This window comes from Nostoc sp. (genome assembly GCF_036917095.1).
GTDB lineage: Bacteria > Cyanobacteriota > Cyanobacteriia > Cyanobacteriales > Nostocaceae > Nostoc.
The window spans coordinates 1-15,718 of sequence record NZ_JBALFH010000019.1; the positions used below are offsets into that span (position 1 = coordinate 1).

Annotated in this window: 12 protein-coding genes, 1 tRNA gene and 1 pseudogene; 8 read left to right on the forward strand and 6 right to left on the reverse strand. The window is 40.4% G+C overall.

Annotation, left to right across the window (positions count from 1 at the left end; translation table 11 throughout):
- The 3 genes from V7L01_RS08020 to V7L01_RS08030 form a co-directional block, all read left to right on the forward strand.
- Nucleotides 1-2,363: CHAT domain-containing protein (locus V7L01_RS08020; protein WP_335033534.1), on the forward strand; the 2,363-nt coding region annotated here is incomplete at its 5' end.
- Nucleotides 2,364-2,639: 276 nt separating this feature from the next.
- Complete coding sequence (locus V7L01_RS08025) at nt 2,640-3,029, forward strand: hypothetical protein (protein WP_335033535.1); 390 nt, start codon at nt 2,640-2,642, stop codon at nt 3,027-3,029.
- Nucleotides 3,029-4,309, forward strand: a complete 1,281-nt coding sequence (locus V7L01_RS08030) for a hypothetical protein (RefSeq protein ID WP_335033536.1) — start codon at nt 3,029-3,031, stop codon at nt 4,307-4,309. Before V7L01_RS08025 ends, V7L01_RS08030 begins: the two co-directional genes overlap by 1 nt.
- Before the next feature lie 278 nt (nt 4,310-4,587).
- On the opposite strand, the gene mutL is transcribed toward V7L01_RS08030, so the two are convergent.
- Both mutL and V7L01_RS08040 read right to left on the reverse strand, forming a co-directional pair.
- Nucleotides 4,588-6,345, reverse strand: coding sequence for a DNA mismatch repair endonuclease MutL (gene mutL / locus V7L01_RS08035; RefSeq protein ID WP_335033538.1), 1,758 nt, complete (start codon nt 6,343-6,345; stop codon nt 4,588-4,590).
- 253 nt (nt 6,346-6,598) lie between these two features.
- The gene (locus V7L01_RS08040; protein ID WP_335033540.1) at nt 6,599-7,648 is read right to left on the reverse strand and encodes an adenosine deaminase; all 1,050 of its coding nucleotides are present in this window, start codon (nt 7,646-7,648) and stop codon (nt 6,599-6,601) included.
- 349 nt (nt 7,649-7,997) lie between these two features.
- On the opposite strand from V7L01_RS08040, the gene V7L01_RS08045 reads away from it, so the two are divergent.
- Entirely contained in the window at nt 7,998-8,219 is a 222-nt protein-coding gene (locus V7L01_RS08045; RefSeq protein WP_335033542.1) for a hypothetical protein, read from the forward strand.
- 315 nt (nt 8,220-8,534) lie between these two features.
- On the opposite strand, the gene V7L01_RS08050 is transcribed toward V7L01_RS08045, so the two are convergent.
- Together V7L01_RS08050 and V7L01_RS08055 are read right to left on the reverse strand one after the other, a co-directional pair.
- On the reverse strand, nt 8,535-8,840 hold the full coding sequence (locus V7L01_RS08050) for a hypothetical protein (protein WP_335033544.1): 306 nt from the start codon (nt 8,838-8,840) through the stop codon (nt 8,535-8,537).
- A gap of 110 nt (nt 8,841-8,950) precedes the next feature.
- Entirely contained in the window at nt 8,951-9,826 is an 876-nt protein-coding gene (locus tag V7L01_RS08055; protein WP_442936952.1) for a phosphodiester glycosidase family protein, read from the reverse strand.
- Between the two features lie 445 nt (nt 9,827-10,271).
- On the opposite strand from V7L01_RS08055, the gene V7L01_RS08060 reads away from it, so the two are divergent.
- Together V7L01_RS08060 and V7L01_RS08065 are read left to right on the forward strand one after the other, a co-directional pair.
- Nucleotides 10,272-10,484: a hypothetical protein gene (locus tag V7L01_RS08060; protein ID WP_335033545.1), complete on the forward strand. Its 213-nt coding sequence runs from the start codon at nt 10,272-10,274 to the stop codon at nt 10,482-10,484.
- A 348-nt stretch (nt 10,485-10,832) separates the two neighbouring features.
- Entirely contained in the window at nt 10,833-11,153 is a 321-nt protein-coding gene (locus tag V7L01_RS08065) for a hypothetical protein (RefSeq protein ID WP_335033547.1), read from the forward strand.
- On the opposite strand, the gene V7L01_RS08070 is transcribed toward V7L01_RS08065, so the two are convergent.
- Nucleotides 11,150-13,348 (reverse strand): PAS domain S-box protein, encoded by a 2,199-nt coding sequence (locus V7L01_RS08070; RefSeq protein WP_335033549.1) that lies wholly within the window; start codon nt 13,346-13,348, stop codon nt 11,150-11,152. The genes V7L01_RS08065 and V7L01_RS08070 overlap by 4 nt on opposite strands.
- Nucleotides 13,349-13,612: 264 nt before the next feature.
- Here V7L01_RS08070 and V7L01_RS08075 point away from each other — a divergent pair, with 264 nt between their 5' ends.
- Nucleotides 13,613-14,782, forward strand: a complete 1,170-nt coding sequence (locus V7L01_RS08075) for an SDR family oxidoreductase (protein ID WP_335033551.1) — start codon at nt 13,613-13,615, stop codon at nt 14,780-14,782.
- Nucleotides 14,783-14,787: 5 nt separating this feature from the next.
- Nucleotides 14,788-14,860 (forward strand) — tRNA-Glu (locus V7L01_RS08080).
- A 645-nt stretch (nt 14,861-15,505) separates the two neighbouring features.
- Here V7L01_RS08080 and V7L01_RS08085 read toward each other — a convergent pair.
- A pseudogene (locus tag V7L01_RS08085) lies at nt 15,506-15,718 on the reverse strand (hypothetical protein); the annotation flags it as partial.

Sequence of the window (15,718 nt, forward strand, 5' to 3'; positions counted from 1 at the left end):
ACGAAGAAGCTGTTGCATCTTGTGACCAAGCACTGAAAATTAAACCAGATAACGATTCGGCTTGGAACATCCGGGGGATTGCGCTGTGGATTTTGAAACGCTACGAAGAAGCTGTTGCATCTTGTGACCAAGCACTGAAAATTAAACCAGATAACGATTCGGCTTGGAACATCCGGGGGATTGCGCTGTGGATTTTGGAACGCTACGAAGAAGCTGTTGCATCTTTCGACCAAGCACTGAAATTTAATCCCAATAACGATCAGGCTTGGTACATCCGGGGGATTGTGCTCTCGGTTTTGGAACGCTACGAAGAAGCTGTTGCATCTTACGACCAAGCACTGAAAATTCAACCAAATAATCATGAGGCTTGGTACATCCGGGGGAATGTGTTGAGGGATTTAGGACGCTACGAAAAAGCTGTTGCATCTTACGACCAAGCCATCGAACTCAAACCAGATAAGCATGAAGCTTTGGTTAACAAAGGAAATGTACTCGTTAAGTTAAAGCGAAATACAGAAGCCATTGAATTTTATAATCGCGCTCTTAACTTTATAGATCCTCAGTGGTGGGAAGCTTGGAGTAAGAATCAGGGTTTAGCAAACATATCTGCTCTAAATGAGGAAGCTGCTGTAAAAATTTCGGTACAGATACCAACACCTAACGATCAACAAACTACTATCGAATTGCGTCTTGAAAAATCGAAACAGTTGCAATATTACATGATGCAACAACCAAGTCTTTTCTCAGATTTATCTGAAGCAAAAAAAAGCTATGAAGAAGCCCTTGAGTTCCTGACGTTTGATAATTTTCCAGAGCAACACTTGCAATTCTTACAAGAATTGCTGAAAGTATATTCATCGGATAACCCTGAAGAATTCCAAAAAAATTTGGAGAAAGGGACTCAGCAGTTAGAAGAATTGAACAGAGAACCCAAATCAGAGCAAGAGAGAATAACCCTAGACAGCAAATTAGCGGCTTTTAATCAAATGCGGGTAGATATCCTTGCACAGTCAACAGATCCAGAGAAACACATAGAAGCTTTAGAAACAGCAGAGGTACGCAAGAATACTTGCCTTGCTTGGCTAAGGGAAGGTTCAATTTATCAACCGCTTAGTGGGTTTGACTTTAAACAGACAGAAAAACTACTTAATCCCAAAACTGCGGCAATTTACTGGCATCTCAGCCCTGTTGCTATCACTACTTTCATTATCAAACATAATGAACCCCTAAAAATCCTGCAACCACAATTGCCAAGCGAATCACAACAGGGAGGCAATAGCCCTTATTTTTATCAACTTCAGCGTTTTGAAAGCTGGATGCAGCAATGGAAAAAGTCTTATCAGGATTACTGTAATGTTTCTAACACAGATAAAGAAACGACTCCTTGGCGGAAAAATATGAAATCTATGTTGGAAACTCTTGGCGAAATTCTAGAAATTAAACGCATTGTTCAAGACGATCTCCAAGATGTTGATAACTTGATTCTCATTCCCCACCGAGAATTACACCTATTACCCCTAGATTATCTGTTTAAAGATAAAGATTTTATCATTACTTACTTACCAAGTTTTCAGATTGGCTTGGAGTTGTTGGAATTGCCATCAAACAGCGAAAATACCGATAGCCAAAAACTTCTGAATATAGAAATGCACTTAAATAAGCTTTCTTATACAATAATTCAATCTGCTGCTCTTTACCACCTATATCCAAGTTATGGTAAATTGCCAGACCCGCCTTTAACAAAAACTAACTTAATCAAAGCTTTAGGAGAGTATGAAGGTTACTTTCACTTTACAGGACATGGCTATCACATTTTAGATCGGCCGAGAGAATCAGCTTTGGCGTTAGCAGACACAGAGAAATTGACTTTGGGTGACATTTTTGAGTGTCAAGAATTAGACTTACGAAAGTATCAACTCATTTGTCTTTCTGCTTGCGAAACTGGGATCACTAGCCAGGAATTTAGCAAAGAGAGGATAATCGATGAATATGTTGGTTTAGTAAGTGGGTTTCTTGCTAAGGGAGCAAACAACGTTGTTAGTACTCTTTGGAGAGTCGATGAACTTCCCACTACTTTACTCATAATTAAATTTTACCAGTTACTTAAGCAAAGACAAACCCCTACCATAGCACTGAGAAAAGCAAAAGATTGGCTACGTCAGTTAACCTATAAACATTTAGCTAAGTGGTATAGAGACTTAGCCAAGGAATTGAATGAACCTCATTCGAGAGCGTATCTGAAAACAGAAGCGGAAATTATTGAAGATGACACAAAGAAAAAGGAATCTACCGAACCTCCCTATGCTCATCCTTATTATTCGGCTGGCTTTATTTTAACTGGTAAACCAAGTACAACAGGGTAAAATGAGCCAGTTCGTTGGAAAGCCAACGCTTTTTACCTATTTTAGGTGTTATAGTTAGTCCGCATAATTAGTTATGATTCCCACAGTCATCGCACCCCTAACCCCCTGTGTATACACAAGTCGTATTACCCCCCTTAATCCCCCCTTATAAAGGGGGGAAACAGAAAAAATGTTGTTCCCTCCCCTTTATGAGGGGAGGGTTAGGGTGGGGTAAAACTAAGATTTCTCAACTACTTGTGATATTAGCTTTATTTCTTTTACCCCCTATTTCATCCTATGCTTAACCCACTACAAACAGTCACCCTTCGCGCCTTTTTAACAGCTTTGGTAGAATCAAATTCTTCTTTACCAATAGCTTTACAGCAGGAAATCAATAAAGTTGGTGAAATGCTTGCAAATACATCATCAAAAGATGATGCCCTTAACCGTTTGTTAGAATTGGCAGAAAACGACTGTCTTAAAGCGTCTTACTATAATGCACGAAAAAATATTCAGACGGAATATACAACTCAAGAACTCAACAAATACGATAAACCCAGTCAGCAGAATCAACCTACAATACCTACAGATCATCTTAGCAATATTGCGATCGCAATTTTTAAAGATCCTGATTCCAGCGCTGAAGCTAAGAAGCACAAATCAGAAATTATCGCCAAAAATTCTTAATGTCTAAAATAGACTATCTCACCCTAGACCTATTCATTTATAATCTTGCAGATGCTTCGAGCAATACGCAAGATTATTGGTCAAAGCTTGCAGAACAACTTAAAGAACAACTTAAACAAAAGGGATTCTCAGCTAAACCCAACGATGAAGATCGACAACGCCTTGATTTCTGGAAGAAAATTTCAACTGCTATTGATGGTTCTTACAGTCAAGCGAATTTTGATGATAGTAACTGCCTACGTTATAGCTGCTCTATCGATCAAGAAGTTGAATTATCTGATATTGAGCATACCTTAACTCAAATCAAAGATTTAAACCTTATACCAGAAATTGGCAATTTAGCACCTGGAATTTCAGAAAATGGCTACTTAGGGCAAACTTGGATGATATCAGGCTGGACAGACCCAGCTAATAACCCAATTCCTGAAGCAAACGCTCATCAAGCTTACAAAGCCATAATTCCACAAGGACACCAACATCAAAATTTAGGAGAATTTTTAGGCGCTACAGTCTATGAAATGTGGCGTAGTGAAGGGCGTTGGGACAAAATTGAAAAAGACAGTCATGTAATAGTTGTTTTCTATCCTGATGAACCTACATTTCAAAAAGCTAGTAAATTTTATAATTCATGGAAATACTTATTTTACTGTAGACATAAAATCCTTTGGGCTTATGAACAGGGTCGGGAACTAAAATTAAGGCTGTTAGAGAAATATAAGCATAGTTTAATAGACCAGAATAATTTAAAAACTTTATCAACCAAAGGATTGCAAGAGCTAAAAAGCGAATTGCAAAAAAACATTAATACTATATTTGATTACATCCAAGATATAAACCTGCTACAAACTCAACAGCACACAGTTGAAGTTAATGAGCGTAACTACGAAAAACACTGTCAAGACAATTTTACAACCGAGAAATTTTTAGAAGAATTTAGCAAGATAGTCAAAGACAAATATCAGGTACAATTAGAAAAAGACTATCTCGGTCTAAATCCAGGATTAGCAATATTAGAAAACTTGACCGCTACAATTCGCGGCATGGTGGAGATAGAGCAAGCACAGCGCGATCGCAACCTCAACACTAACATTGCGATTGTAGGTATTGGACTAGCAACAAGCCAGATTGCATCCTCTGTCATTCTCGCTCAACAAACTCCACCTAAAGATATTCCTTTCTACCAAACACAAGCTTTTTGGTACAGTATTGGCACTGGTGCGATCGCCAGCCTTGTTTTCTGGATTATTCTAACCAAAATCCTACCCCGGCTTCGTCGTTAAATTCAGCCGCGTCACTAATCTTACAAGCTATTCGTTAGCTGGTCGGCGGATGATGGTTTCTAAGTTATCACCCTGAACAATACAACCGTTAAATAAAGCGATCGCTCAAAAATTGTATCCATGCGTTTGCTCACTTAGACAGCGATCGCATTCCGATAATTATCCGGTTATTTATCACCTTGACAGAGGTAGAGGTGAGGTTTAAAAATGTACTTCATGTAAACGATAACCGCTATAGTATTCAACAGAAATTAGGTAAAAAAGTCTTACTGAAAACATCAAATTCCATGACTTTTACCAATTACCCAATTACGCCGGAAAAACCGAGCTAAAGCTGATTCTTCTAAGGATAAATAAATTGGGCGTCCGTGGGGACAGGTGCGAGGGTTGCGAGTCCGTTGCCAATTATCTAAAAGTGTCTGCATTTCTTGTTGATTCATAGGCGTACCATTACGAATGGCACTGCGACAGGCGACGGCTACTTGGGCTGTTTGTAAATCGCCTCCCCAACTAAGTTCCAAAATTGCTTCTGCACAATCATCTCTCTGCTGCAAAGGTGCGGGTATGTTTCGCACTGCCCAAAGTTGTTCGCCAAAGGGTTCTATTTCTAAACCAATGCGTTGCAGTTGCGATACTTGCGCTGACGACAATTGATAAAGAATGATTGGCGGTTCGACGGGAACAAGTTGCCAATTATCAGACAATTGCTCATACAAAACTCGCTCGTGGGCAATGTGCTGTTCCACCAACCACATACCACCTGAATGTTCCGCCACAATATAGGTGTTGCTAACTTGAGCGACAGCTTTTAAGGAATTAGGAGAGACGCGATTAATCGCGTCTTTACCAGGATTGGAATTTAGAGGATTGAAATTGTAGCCACCTTTTGCTTCTGCGGCTTTGAGTAATTTACTAACTCGTGTTGTGTGAACAGCTTCTTTAAGATTGCTAGAAGAGATACTGAGTGCTTGGTTAATTGCTTGGGTAATTTGCTCTTGCCAATAAATGATTTCGTTGAGGTAAATTTCTGTTTTTGCTGGATTGCGATTCCAGTTAATTTGATCGGGGGTAATGGCAAGATGTAGGAAACAAATTGGATAGCGATCGCGCGGTAATGTTCTGTGAAATGCTGATAATATTGTTTGCTCTAGTTCCGGTGTTTTCACCATCCGTCCGTTAATGGCTACACGTACCCAATCTGGACGATGACGATGACAGCGATCGGGTAATCCTACCACTAAGTTTAGTGAGGAGTGAGGAGAGACGCGATGAATCGCGTCTGTACAAGTGTCCGGAGAGACGCGATTCATCGCGTCTGTATAAGGTAGTGAGGAGTTTGGCGGGTTGGGGAGTTCTAATTTCACCTCTTGCAAGTCACCTTGTCGCACCTGCGGTAAAATCTGCGGTAGCAGTTGCCCAGTTGTAGCAGCAGGACAGATGGTGAACCATTGACGGTCATTTTGGCAAATCTGCCAGGTAACGTGGGGATGACATAAGGCGATTTGGTAAATTGTGGCTTGCACGGCTTTCATTTGCTGTGCTGTTGTGGGCAATCCCTGACGACGAGATGAGCAATTACCGAAAAGATGAGAAACTGTCACCACTGTACCAGGTGCGATCGCAGTTGCTTCAACTTGTACAACTTTCCCGCCATCGCCATAAATTATCCGCCATCCTAAATTTCCCCCCAGAGGACGACTCAAAATTTCCAACTCTGCCAGAGTCGTTAAACTGTGCAACGCCTCACCACGAAACCCTAAACTGTTAATTTTCCATAAATCGGCACTAGAGCGAATTTTACTAGTGCTGTGGGCTGTGGCTGCTTGTTGCAAATCATCTAAGTTCATTCCACAACCATTATCTGCCACCCGAATTCGCCATTGCTGCGGCCACAGAGAAACCACAATTCGCGTTGCACCTGCGTCTAGGGAATTTTCTACCAATTCCCGCACCACAGAAGCTAAAGAGTCGATTACCTCTCCAGCTGTAATGAGATATACAACTTCTGTTGGTAGAGCTTGAATAGTAGATGCCATAAATTATAGTTTATAGCTTCTGGGGGCACGCTATATATGACTTATAGCAAGAATCTTTTCTCAGCAATAAAAGAACCACAAATAAATACTGATAAATTATCTGTGTTTATTTGTGGTTTAATTTATAAAACATTAATTTTGCAGGATATCTATTGTGTATTACAACTTTTTCTATCGCATCAGAAAAAATTAGTAATTGCAACATTAATTAACATTAAATCACCTTACTTTATGAATATCTTTAGGCGATTCGTTAATTAGTATCTCTCATGGACAGAATTTTCGGTGGTTCAGGTTTGAGCAAACCGTTCAACAGTGATGCAGGAGGTTGACTGTAAGGCCAAGCAAAAGCATGACGGAAAGCTGCATCTTGACAAGCTTGTAGTTGTTCAAAACTAATGATGTTGTAAGTCAAGAGATTCTCATACTCAAACGGTAGACGCACATTGTGCAATCCAGCATTATCAGTACATATAGCAATCTCGACTCCAGCATCAAAACAACGATCAAAAACTAATTTGAGTTGACGTATATCCTGCAAAGTTCCAGTTTGTAGGTAAGTTGTCGGGCAAACCTCCAAACATTGTCTGCGTCTAGCCACATCATTAAGTAGCTCTGGATATAATAGGGGAATTTGAATGCCGTGACCGATTCGCATTAAATAGGGTAACAGTTCAGGGTAACAGCCAGCAGTGGTTTCATATAAATGTCCGGTGGTTTTAACGCCTAGCGATCGCGCATAATCATATAAGCTAATCCATTCTTCTAAGCGATCGGCATAATAGCTATCACCCCCCGCTACATCTACTGCACAGACATACTGCTTATTTTGCGCCGCCAAATCAACAATCGCCTTGTTCACCTCATAGGGTAGGCGCGTGTGCATACAGAGAATTTGACTAGTAACAATCGGATATTCTGGCTGGTGGCTGGCGAGTCCTACTACTTGCACAATTTCTGCCATCTTGTCAATTCTTTGTGATTGGCTCAGATGCTCAGGTGTCCGCAAATAGGGAGTGTAGCGCAGTTCAAGATAAGCCAAATTTTCAAAAATGTAAGCACCCCGCACCAAGCGATAGATAAAGTAAGGCAAAGTCTCCACAGTTTGCACACTTTCTACCAGGGTGTGTAATTCTAGATACTCATCTAGAGTGTTGCGTGGACGGGTGTAAAAATCTTCAAATTCTGCATAGTCAGCAAAACGGGAAATCAACTCCGAAGAATGTCGCTCAAAATATCGCCATAGAACTCGTGGTACGACCGAGCCGCCCAGATGTCTATGTAATTCAGCATATAAAGCCATAGTGGTAATTTTAAGTAAAAATTTTATTGATTGTAACAAAAACATAGAAGGAAAAAATTTAGCTCCAGAGAAATTGGAGCGCAGGTTTCCCAGCATCTTGATTTTTCAGATGAGGCTTCCGGCCTAGAGGCTGCGCGAAGGTCGGGATTTTATCCTTCTTTTCTGAAAATCCAGCATTTAATAGTGTTTTGAGCATAAATAAACTTGACATCATCAAGATTAAATTGATAGCATTGATATCCTTGATTTTTGTGTTACACTGGAAGAACATTGCTATTGAAGAACCAAGTGAAATATAGCAATATATTTTTCCTTTAACTAAGCAAATTCCTGGCAAGGTTGGTATTAATTGAAAATTCAAGCGTTGGAAGTCAAGGCTGGCGATCGCATCATTGCTTACTGCAACAACAAAATGCAAACCTGCAAGGTAAAACGCATTTTAGATCCCGGTCAAGCTAATATCACACTATCAGTATTTACATCTGAGAATTATCGCGGTTGCTCAGTTTCATCTATAGTCCGCTTCCAGTCAAACGCCTTAGTGGATTTGGTCGTTGATTTGGTAAATTAAAAATCAAGTAAACATTCAATCTCAAAAATATCTCTAGCTATTGTCCAGCCTCAAGTTGGATATAGTTCTTATTAAAGGTGCGATGCCTGCGGTTTTTGCTAGCCTATGCACATAATAAATCCGTTAATTGTGGCTGGATGATTTTCCTGAAAATGCAAAGCGCCACTGTAGTCGCTCGTAAACTGTTCCACATCTAGTTTGCATATCTAAATCTAATCAAAATCTTGTGGGATAGGCATCTTGCCCGCCCTAATTATGCAAGTTAAAGGTGGAACAGCTTATTACTAAAACTTACCCTCCACTTGATGGCTTTTGTCAGTTCTTTTTCACATCACGAGCCATGTTGAGGTAGAAGTCGTCAAGCTTGGCATTAGGACGGCGGTTACTGGCGGGAATTTTAGCAGTGTTATCCCGATCGTTTTCAATTGTCTTCGCTGAAGCTTGCTTTATACCTCGATCCTCATCAGATTCCAAGAAATAACCAGGACTAGTAAATCCGAAAAGGTTGGCAAAAAAACCAAAGAAATTTCCGAAAAAATTAGAAACACTTTGGAATAAAACACCAAACAAGCCTTCAAAACGAAGGAACAAGTTCCGAATAATTTGAGTTATACGAAGCATAATAGCCCCCTCTATGATTGCCTATTACCATTGTGACTCAATTGCGATCGCGATATTAGTGCTATGGCAAAAATCTACCAGTAGGTAGGTATAGCCCAATCGCGGCAATACTAGTTTTCCTGAACCAGCAAAACCGACTTCACCGGACGCTTGATAGAATTTCCCTCCAAGTCAACCTTCCCGTAAAAGGTTTTGCCCTTGTAATAAAGCGAAGACGAACTCCCCCCATCTAGATTCATCGCTTTCTCAGCACCAAGAGTTTTCATAAAATCAGCTAATGCTGGCAACGACACCCCATTACCGGGAGTCGAAGGTTTTTGAGCCACCATAACTAAAACAACGCTGCCATCACGGGTGATACCTACGGCAGTTCTGGCATTCGGTTGGTTGCTGCCAAGTGCATCTCGTTTATTGGCATTATCTACAAAGCCTTCTTTTGCTAAAGTGAGTTCTGGTAATAAGCTTGGGCCTGCACCTATAGCATCAACTAACTGACAACCTGCTGGTGGAGACTGATTGTGTAGGGCAATCGAATAACTGATAGTTTGCCCACATAGGTAGCGGCGGAATTCTGAGCGATTGAAAATTTGACCCAAATAAGATTTTAAGTTGGGATTGTTCACCAGCCGTTCGTTTTCCTTGGGATCGGCTACCAACTTCCCTTGTAGGACAATATATGATGTAGTTTTTTGGTTGGCCGGATCAAAAAAGCCTGCGTTCAAAATGGCTATGGCTCGATGCTTCTGGGCAAATTCCTCTACGGTGGCTACCTTTTGTGATAGTGCAGGAGTTACCAAAAATCTGCTATTAGCTGGAATTAACAGAATGTGAGCGATGCCTTGAGGCAATGTGCGCTCGAAGTAGCGGATAGCTTTTGGTGGTGAAGATGCAACAGTCGGTATTGACGGCGTTGAGAAACGTAAATTAAACCACAACACCATTGCCAAACTAATTAATATCAAAGCCAATAGTTTGATTTTCCTCACATTTAAACCCACTTGCGGTTAGCTAAAACAAAGTTTATTTAATAGTACTTTGACAACATCTGTAAAATATTAACAGAAAAATACCTTCACAGTTTTACGCGTTGGTTACTACCTAATGAACCGCAAAAAATAAAACTTATAAAAACTGGATTCATAGAACTAATTCGCGCTGACTCTGTGATATTCCTGTTACTGAGCGATCGCTAATTTTTGACTGATGGTAAAAATCCTCTCAAAAGCCCTACTCAATGGAAACCACTTGTTACAATTAAGAGGCAAGCGTTGCAAAATACCTTGTCCCTCATAGAGATTGAAACGCTTGAAAATTACTAAATCCCTATTGGGGATTGAAATTAAGACCATGTTAGGAAACACAAACCTAAAAAATATCTCCAAAAAATTCGCTATAGCCAGAAATTCTGCTTCTTTCAAAGAAAATGAGGCAATGAGAGCTATTGCATATAGCATGGATTTACTATTACCTGGTTTGTATATATGGATACTTGGTTTTAGTTTTCGTATTGGTGGGAACGTACCAGATGATATTCCCTATAAATATCCCGGTAAAATTCACGAGTTAACTGGAATTGCTTTAGTATTACCAGGATATAGAATTTTTACGACTTACCAGGGTAGCTATGACCCTAAACAGACATAAAATACAGGGACTAACAGCAATTAAAAAGTACGGTTCTGGACTCAAATACTTTTGAAACCTTAATGACTCAGGCAGGATATTCAATCTCAGGTAGCGCACCTGCACAGTCTAATAGAATAAAAGTATGGTGGATTCATAACGAATACCCAAGAGTCGAGTCCATATATAGTCCAGATAAGACAATAGTGATAACGGCATATCATATTAACTGATATTTTTTATTTCTATTAACCTAAAAAACCTGCTAACCTCTAGCGATTTGGAAGGTTTGTAATATTCAAAAACTTACTTTTTTTCAAAAATTATCCATAACTATTCAACCTTTTCAATACTTACTTCCCCAAACTCATGGAGTTTCTAACTGCTATCGAAGTTGAGATAGAGCTTGTTATTCACCATTCTCGTCGTTTGCGAAACATTGTAGTAAAGCGCCTTGAATTACCGGGTCTCAGTTTTAGGGTGACTCCAGATTCCACAATTGGCGGTTGTCCAATCGAAGCACTCGATATCTCACCAAAAGCAAGTCATCCAGATGGTTCACCTCGCTATGACTTGTTGAACTTCCGGCTGAGGACTAAGTTAGACTGTTCTTATTTCCAACGTGGGCAGAAAGTTTTGGTTGATAGGATTATTGCAGTTTGTGATACTTTCACCACCAAAATCAATTAGCCATCTTTTATAACTGATTCCAATTCTGGAGACAGCGAATGTGTGTCTTTCAATGTTGAAGCAGGCAAGTAGACTGTAAATTGAGTACCTCTGCCTACCTGACTATAAACATTTACAAAACCACCGTGATTTTTAATAATACCCAACGCCGTAGAAAGTCCTAAACCTGTACCTTTTCCTACCTCTTTGGTGGTGAAAAATGGTTCAAAAATGCGTTGCTGGACTTCTGAGGACATCCCCATACCAGTATCCGTCACTACGATCGCAATATAAGAACCCACTTTCGCATCAATATTTATCTGGGCGGAATGTTCGCTAATCACCAGATTTTCCGCCGCAATCCTTAAAATACCGCCATCGGGCATGGCATCGCGGGCGTTGATTACTAAGTTTATCAATACCTGATGTAATTGAGTTGTGTCTCCACGGACGTACCACAGATTTTTGGGGATATCTATTTGGCAAATAATGGATTTGGGGAATGTTTGAGCGATAATTTGCTCAATTTCTGCCATCAGAGGCTGAATTTGCAAAATTGTCCGTTTATCTTCCATACCCCGTGCAAAAGATAATACTTGCTTGAGCAAATTAGCACCGCGTTTAACATTATTTTCTAAAGTTTGCAGTATTTGCTGACTCTGCGAATCGGGTAATTTCTTTTGCAACAGTTGAACTGACATTAAAATTGGGGATAGTATATTGTTGAGGTCATGGGCGATACCGCCAGCTAGAGTGCCGATACTCTCCAAACGTTGCGATCGCAGAAGTTGAGCTTCTAGTTGTTTCTGTTGCGTAATCTCGGTGTTCGCGCTCAAAATGGATTTGGGTTGTCCATTATCATGTCGGATCAGTGTCCATCGACTTTCAACGATAATTACTTTGCCTTCTCTTGTCAGTTGATGCAACTCACCCCGCCACTCACCCGTATTCATCACCTTCAAATAAGCATCTTCTAGCTGTGGTGAATCTTTATACAAAAGTTGCAAAACATTCTTACCCAAAGCGTCTTCAGCCTTCCAGCCATACAGACGTTCAGCACCTTGATTCCAAAACAAGATTTGGTTGTGAATATTTCGCACCAGAATCGCGTCAGTTGATACATCCAGCAGCGCCGCTTGTTCGCGGATTTTCTGTTCTGCCTGTTTTTGCTGGGTTATATCTCGCGTCAGCGCCAAATGGATGAACGTGCCATCAGATTCGTTACGCAGGGGTACGGCATGAGTTTCCATGTAGCGACGGGTGCCTTTAAATCCCACGATTTCAAACTCCAAAGTCCCTTTGTTACCTTGGCAAATACTTTTATGCAAGTCGGCAAAGGCTGCTCTATACTCTGGCACAATTACAGCATCAGCTGGTTTTCCAATTAAGACATCAGCCCTTTCCACTTCCATCATTGCCAGCCCTTCTGCATTAATTTCTAAAAGCGTGCCATCCCTGGCAATTAGCTGGATGCATTCTGGTTCTGCATCTATCATGCCTCGTAAACGATTCTCGCTTTGGCGTAAAGCCAGTTCAGTCTGCTGAAGTTGCCTGAGATAACGCCACAACAAATCATACAGCAGTGCCACTAACACCAAATCTACAATAGCAGCGATAAAAAATGTAACTATCGCCTTTTGGGAAGTTGCTTGTGACTGCTGCATTCCCTGGTGTAACAAATTTTGCTCTACCTTTAAAGTGTCGTAAATCAGTTGTTGAATTTCTTTGCCGAATTGCTTATCTTTATCAGATAAAATTCGCTGCCGAACTGCTTCAAATCCCTGGTTTTGTCTGAGGTAAATTTCTTGTTGCAGAATGTTGAGCCTATTAGTAATTTTTGGCTCCAGTAAAGAAATCCACTGCTGTTTTTGATGGTTATCAGCAGTTAACTTGCTGAGAATCTGAATATTACTATTAGTTTGTTGATAAGCTGCTAGATAGGTTTGTAAATCATCTGCATCTGCTGTAATTAAGTAATTACGTTGTGCAGTTTCAGTATCTTTAAGTGTAGATTGGATACTTTCAAGTTGAGTAATAACTTTATATGAGTCTGTCACCCATTGCTGGTTGTGAATCAGCTTCACAGTGTTGCTATATGAGACTACAGCATTAGTAAATACAATTGCCAATGCTAGGACGAATATTGCTTTTAGCTTTTGGACTCGATACCATTTTTTGATCGTGCGATCGCCCTTTATGCCGCAGATACCTTTCATCAGTTAAGATTAATTATTAAAAACAAACACTGAGAATATTTTAAGGATTTTGATAACACGGGTAGCAAGATACAATCTCTTAAAGTTGTAAATATCTAGATTTTTTGGGATGATGATTTATACATAATAGTTACAAATAAATCCGCTAGTTTTTAATATAAATTCATTTTTACAGTAATGTGGGCAATGCAGTTTAGATGGAATATAGCCATTTTCAATCCGGTGAGCTACAGGTATGCAAGGCAATAATACCAAAAATGACTAATGACCAAACCACCACGTTGCATTGTCTGCAAGACAACTTTTTTACAGGGTCATAGTTTTTACACTGGACTGTGTGTTGAGTGTGGAAATCTTAACTTCACTAAGCGTCAACAAACTGCTGATTTACGGGGTACAATTGCCATTGTCACAGGAGCCAGGGTAAAGATTGGTCATGGTGTAGCATTGAGACTGTTGCGAGATGGTGCGACTGTGATAGCAACAAGCCGTTTTCCTCATGATGCGGCAAAAAGGTACGCAACAGAGCCAGATTTTCTAGAATGGCAACATCGGTTGCAAATTTACGGACTCGATTTGCGCCATCTCCACAGTGTTGAGCAATTTACCCAACACGTTTGCAAGTTTTATCCGCGACTCGGCATTATTATCAATAATGCAGCACAAACAGTGCGTCATCCACCTGCGTTTTATCGTCATTTAATTGAGTTTGAATCACTACCTTTCGGGGAACTACCGCCAGAAATACAGGTGTTAGTAAGCCATAATCGTGCGGTGAACGCTGAGAATCCGGCACTATTAGGTAGTACAGAAGAAAAACAAGCCACATTTACCGAAAATTCTGCTTTCCTCGCTCAAATTCCTTTGATTCCCCAAGACAGCGTAGATAATTCGGCTTTTTTCCCTTTAGGTGGATATAGCGATGATGGAGAACAACTTGACTTGCGTCCCTTTAATAGCTGGCTGATGAAGGATGATGAAGTCAGTATTTTAGAATTATTGGAAGTGCATATAATTAATGCGATCGCTCCATTTGTCATTAACAGTAGACTCAAGCAATTAATGAGCAACTCCAAAGAAACTAATAAATACATTATTAATGTTTCTTCAATGGAGGGACGATTTAACGATGTTGACAAAGCCTGGCGACATCCCCACACCAATATGGCAAAGGCTGCTCTCAATCAAATGACCCGTACCTGTGCCAAAGAATACGCTAAATATCGTATTTTTATGAATGCAGTAGATCCTGGATGGATTAGCTTCCAACACCCCTATCATCAAGCAAAATCCATGCAAGAACGTGGCGTTTATCCTCCCTTTGATATCAATGATGCGGCTGCACGCATTTGTGACCCAATTTATCTAGGAATTAACCAAGGTAAAACACCTTTTGCTAAATTATTTAAAGACTATACAGAAACAGATTGGTAATTTCTGGCAGCGTAGCTTAGTGGTAAAGTGTCCGCCAATTCAAGGCGAAAGACAGCCGTTCGATTCGGTTCGCTGCCCAGCAACGTAGTTCAAACATTAGAATTCCTTGGAGCACACCAGGAGATACGGGTGCAATTCCCGTCGTTGCTAATCAAAAATCTAAAATTGGTATGGCCCCGCAAAACCCAATCCACTTCAAGATATTTCAATATAGCGGTTCTCGAATGGAAACAATACACTTTGACCTCACTTCCATTCCTCTCTCCTAAAAGGAGAGAGGATTTCAATCTTACTCCCCAACGCTAGTCTGACTTTTCACGTCATGTGGAAAAGCCTACGAAAAACCTAACCCCCTAACCCCCTTCCCGACGCGGGAAGGGGGAAAATTCAAAATCTCTCTCCTTTTAGGAGAGAGATTTAGAGAGAGGTTTTCCAGATACCGTGAAAAGTCAGATTTTTATGGGCTAGCACTTTTTCCACATCTTCCGAAACTACTCAAATAATAAAAGTCCCCCGTCTTTTATTATTTGAGCGTTTGAGAGATATTGCTGTTTACGCTGCTTGATTGAATCAAAAATGGATAAAGTCGAGCTAAGGAATAGGGTTTGTAGTAAGGACTTTAGTCCTGGAATTTTAAGCACTGAAGTGCTTACTACAAACTCATCAAGCACTACTACGATTAATGGATAATTTCATTTTTTCCTTAATCTAGATAATGTTCAGCTATTGTGGTGGATTAGGGCGATCGACACCAGGAGGATGAGGCGGAACACCGAGGGCATCTTTTAACTGCTGTTCTGTAACTCCCAACTTTGCCGCAGCCGCCTTCAAATCAGGTCTGGGTGGGCGCTGATTGCGATCGCCTGGATTGGGAGGATTGGCAGGAACTCCCAACGCATTCTTTAACTGTGCTTCTGTAACTCCTAATTTTGCCGC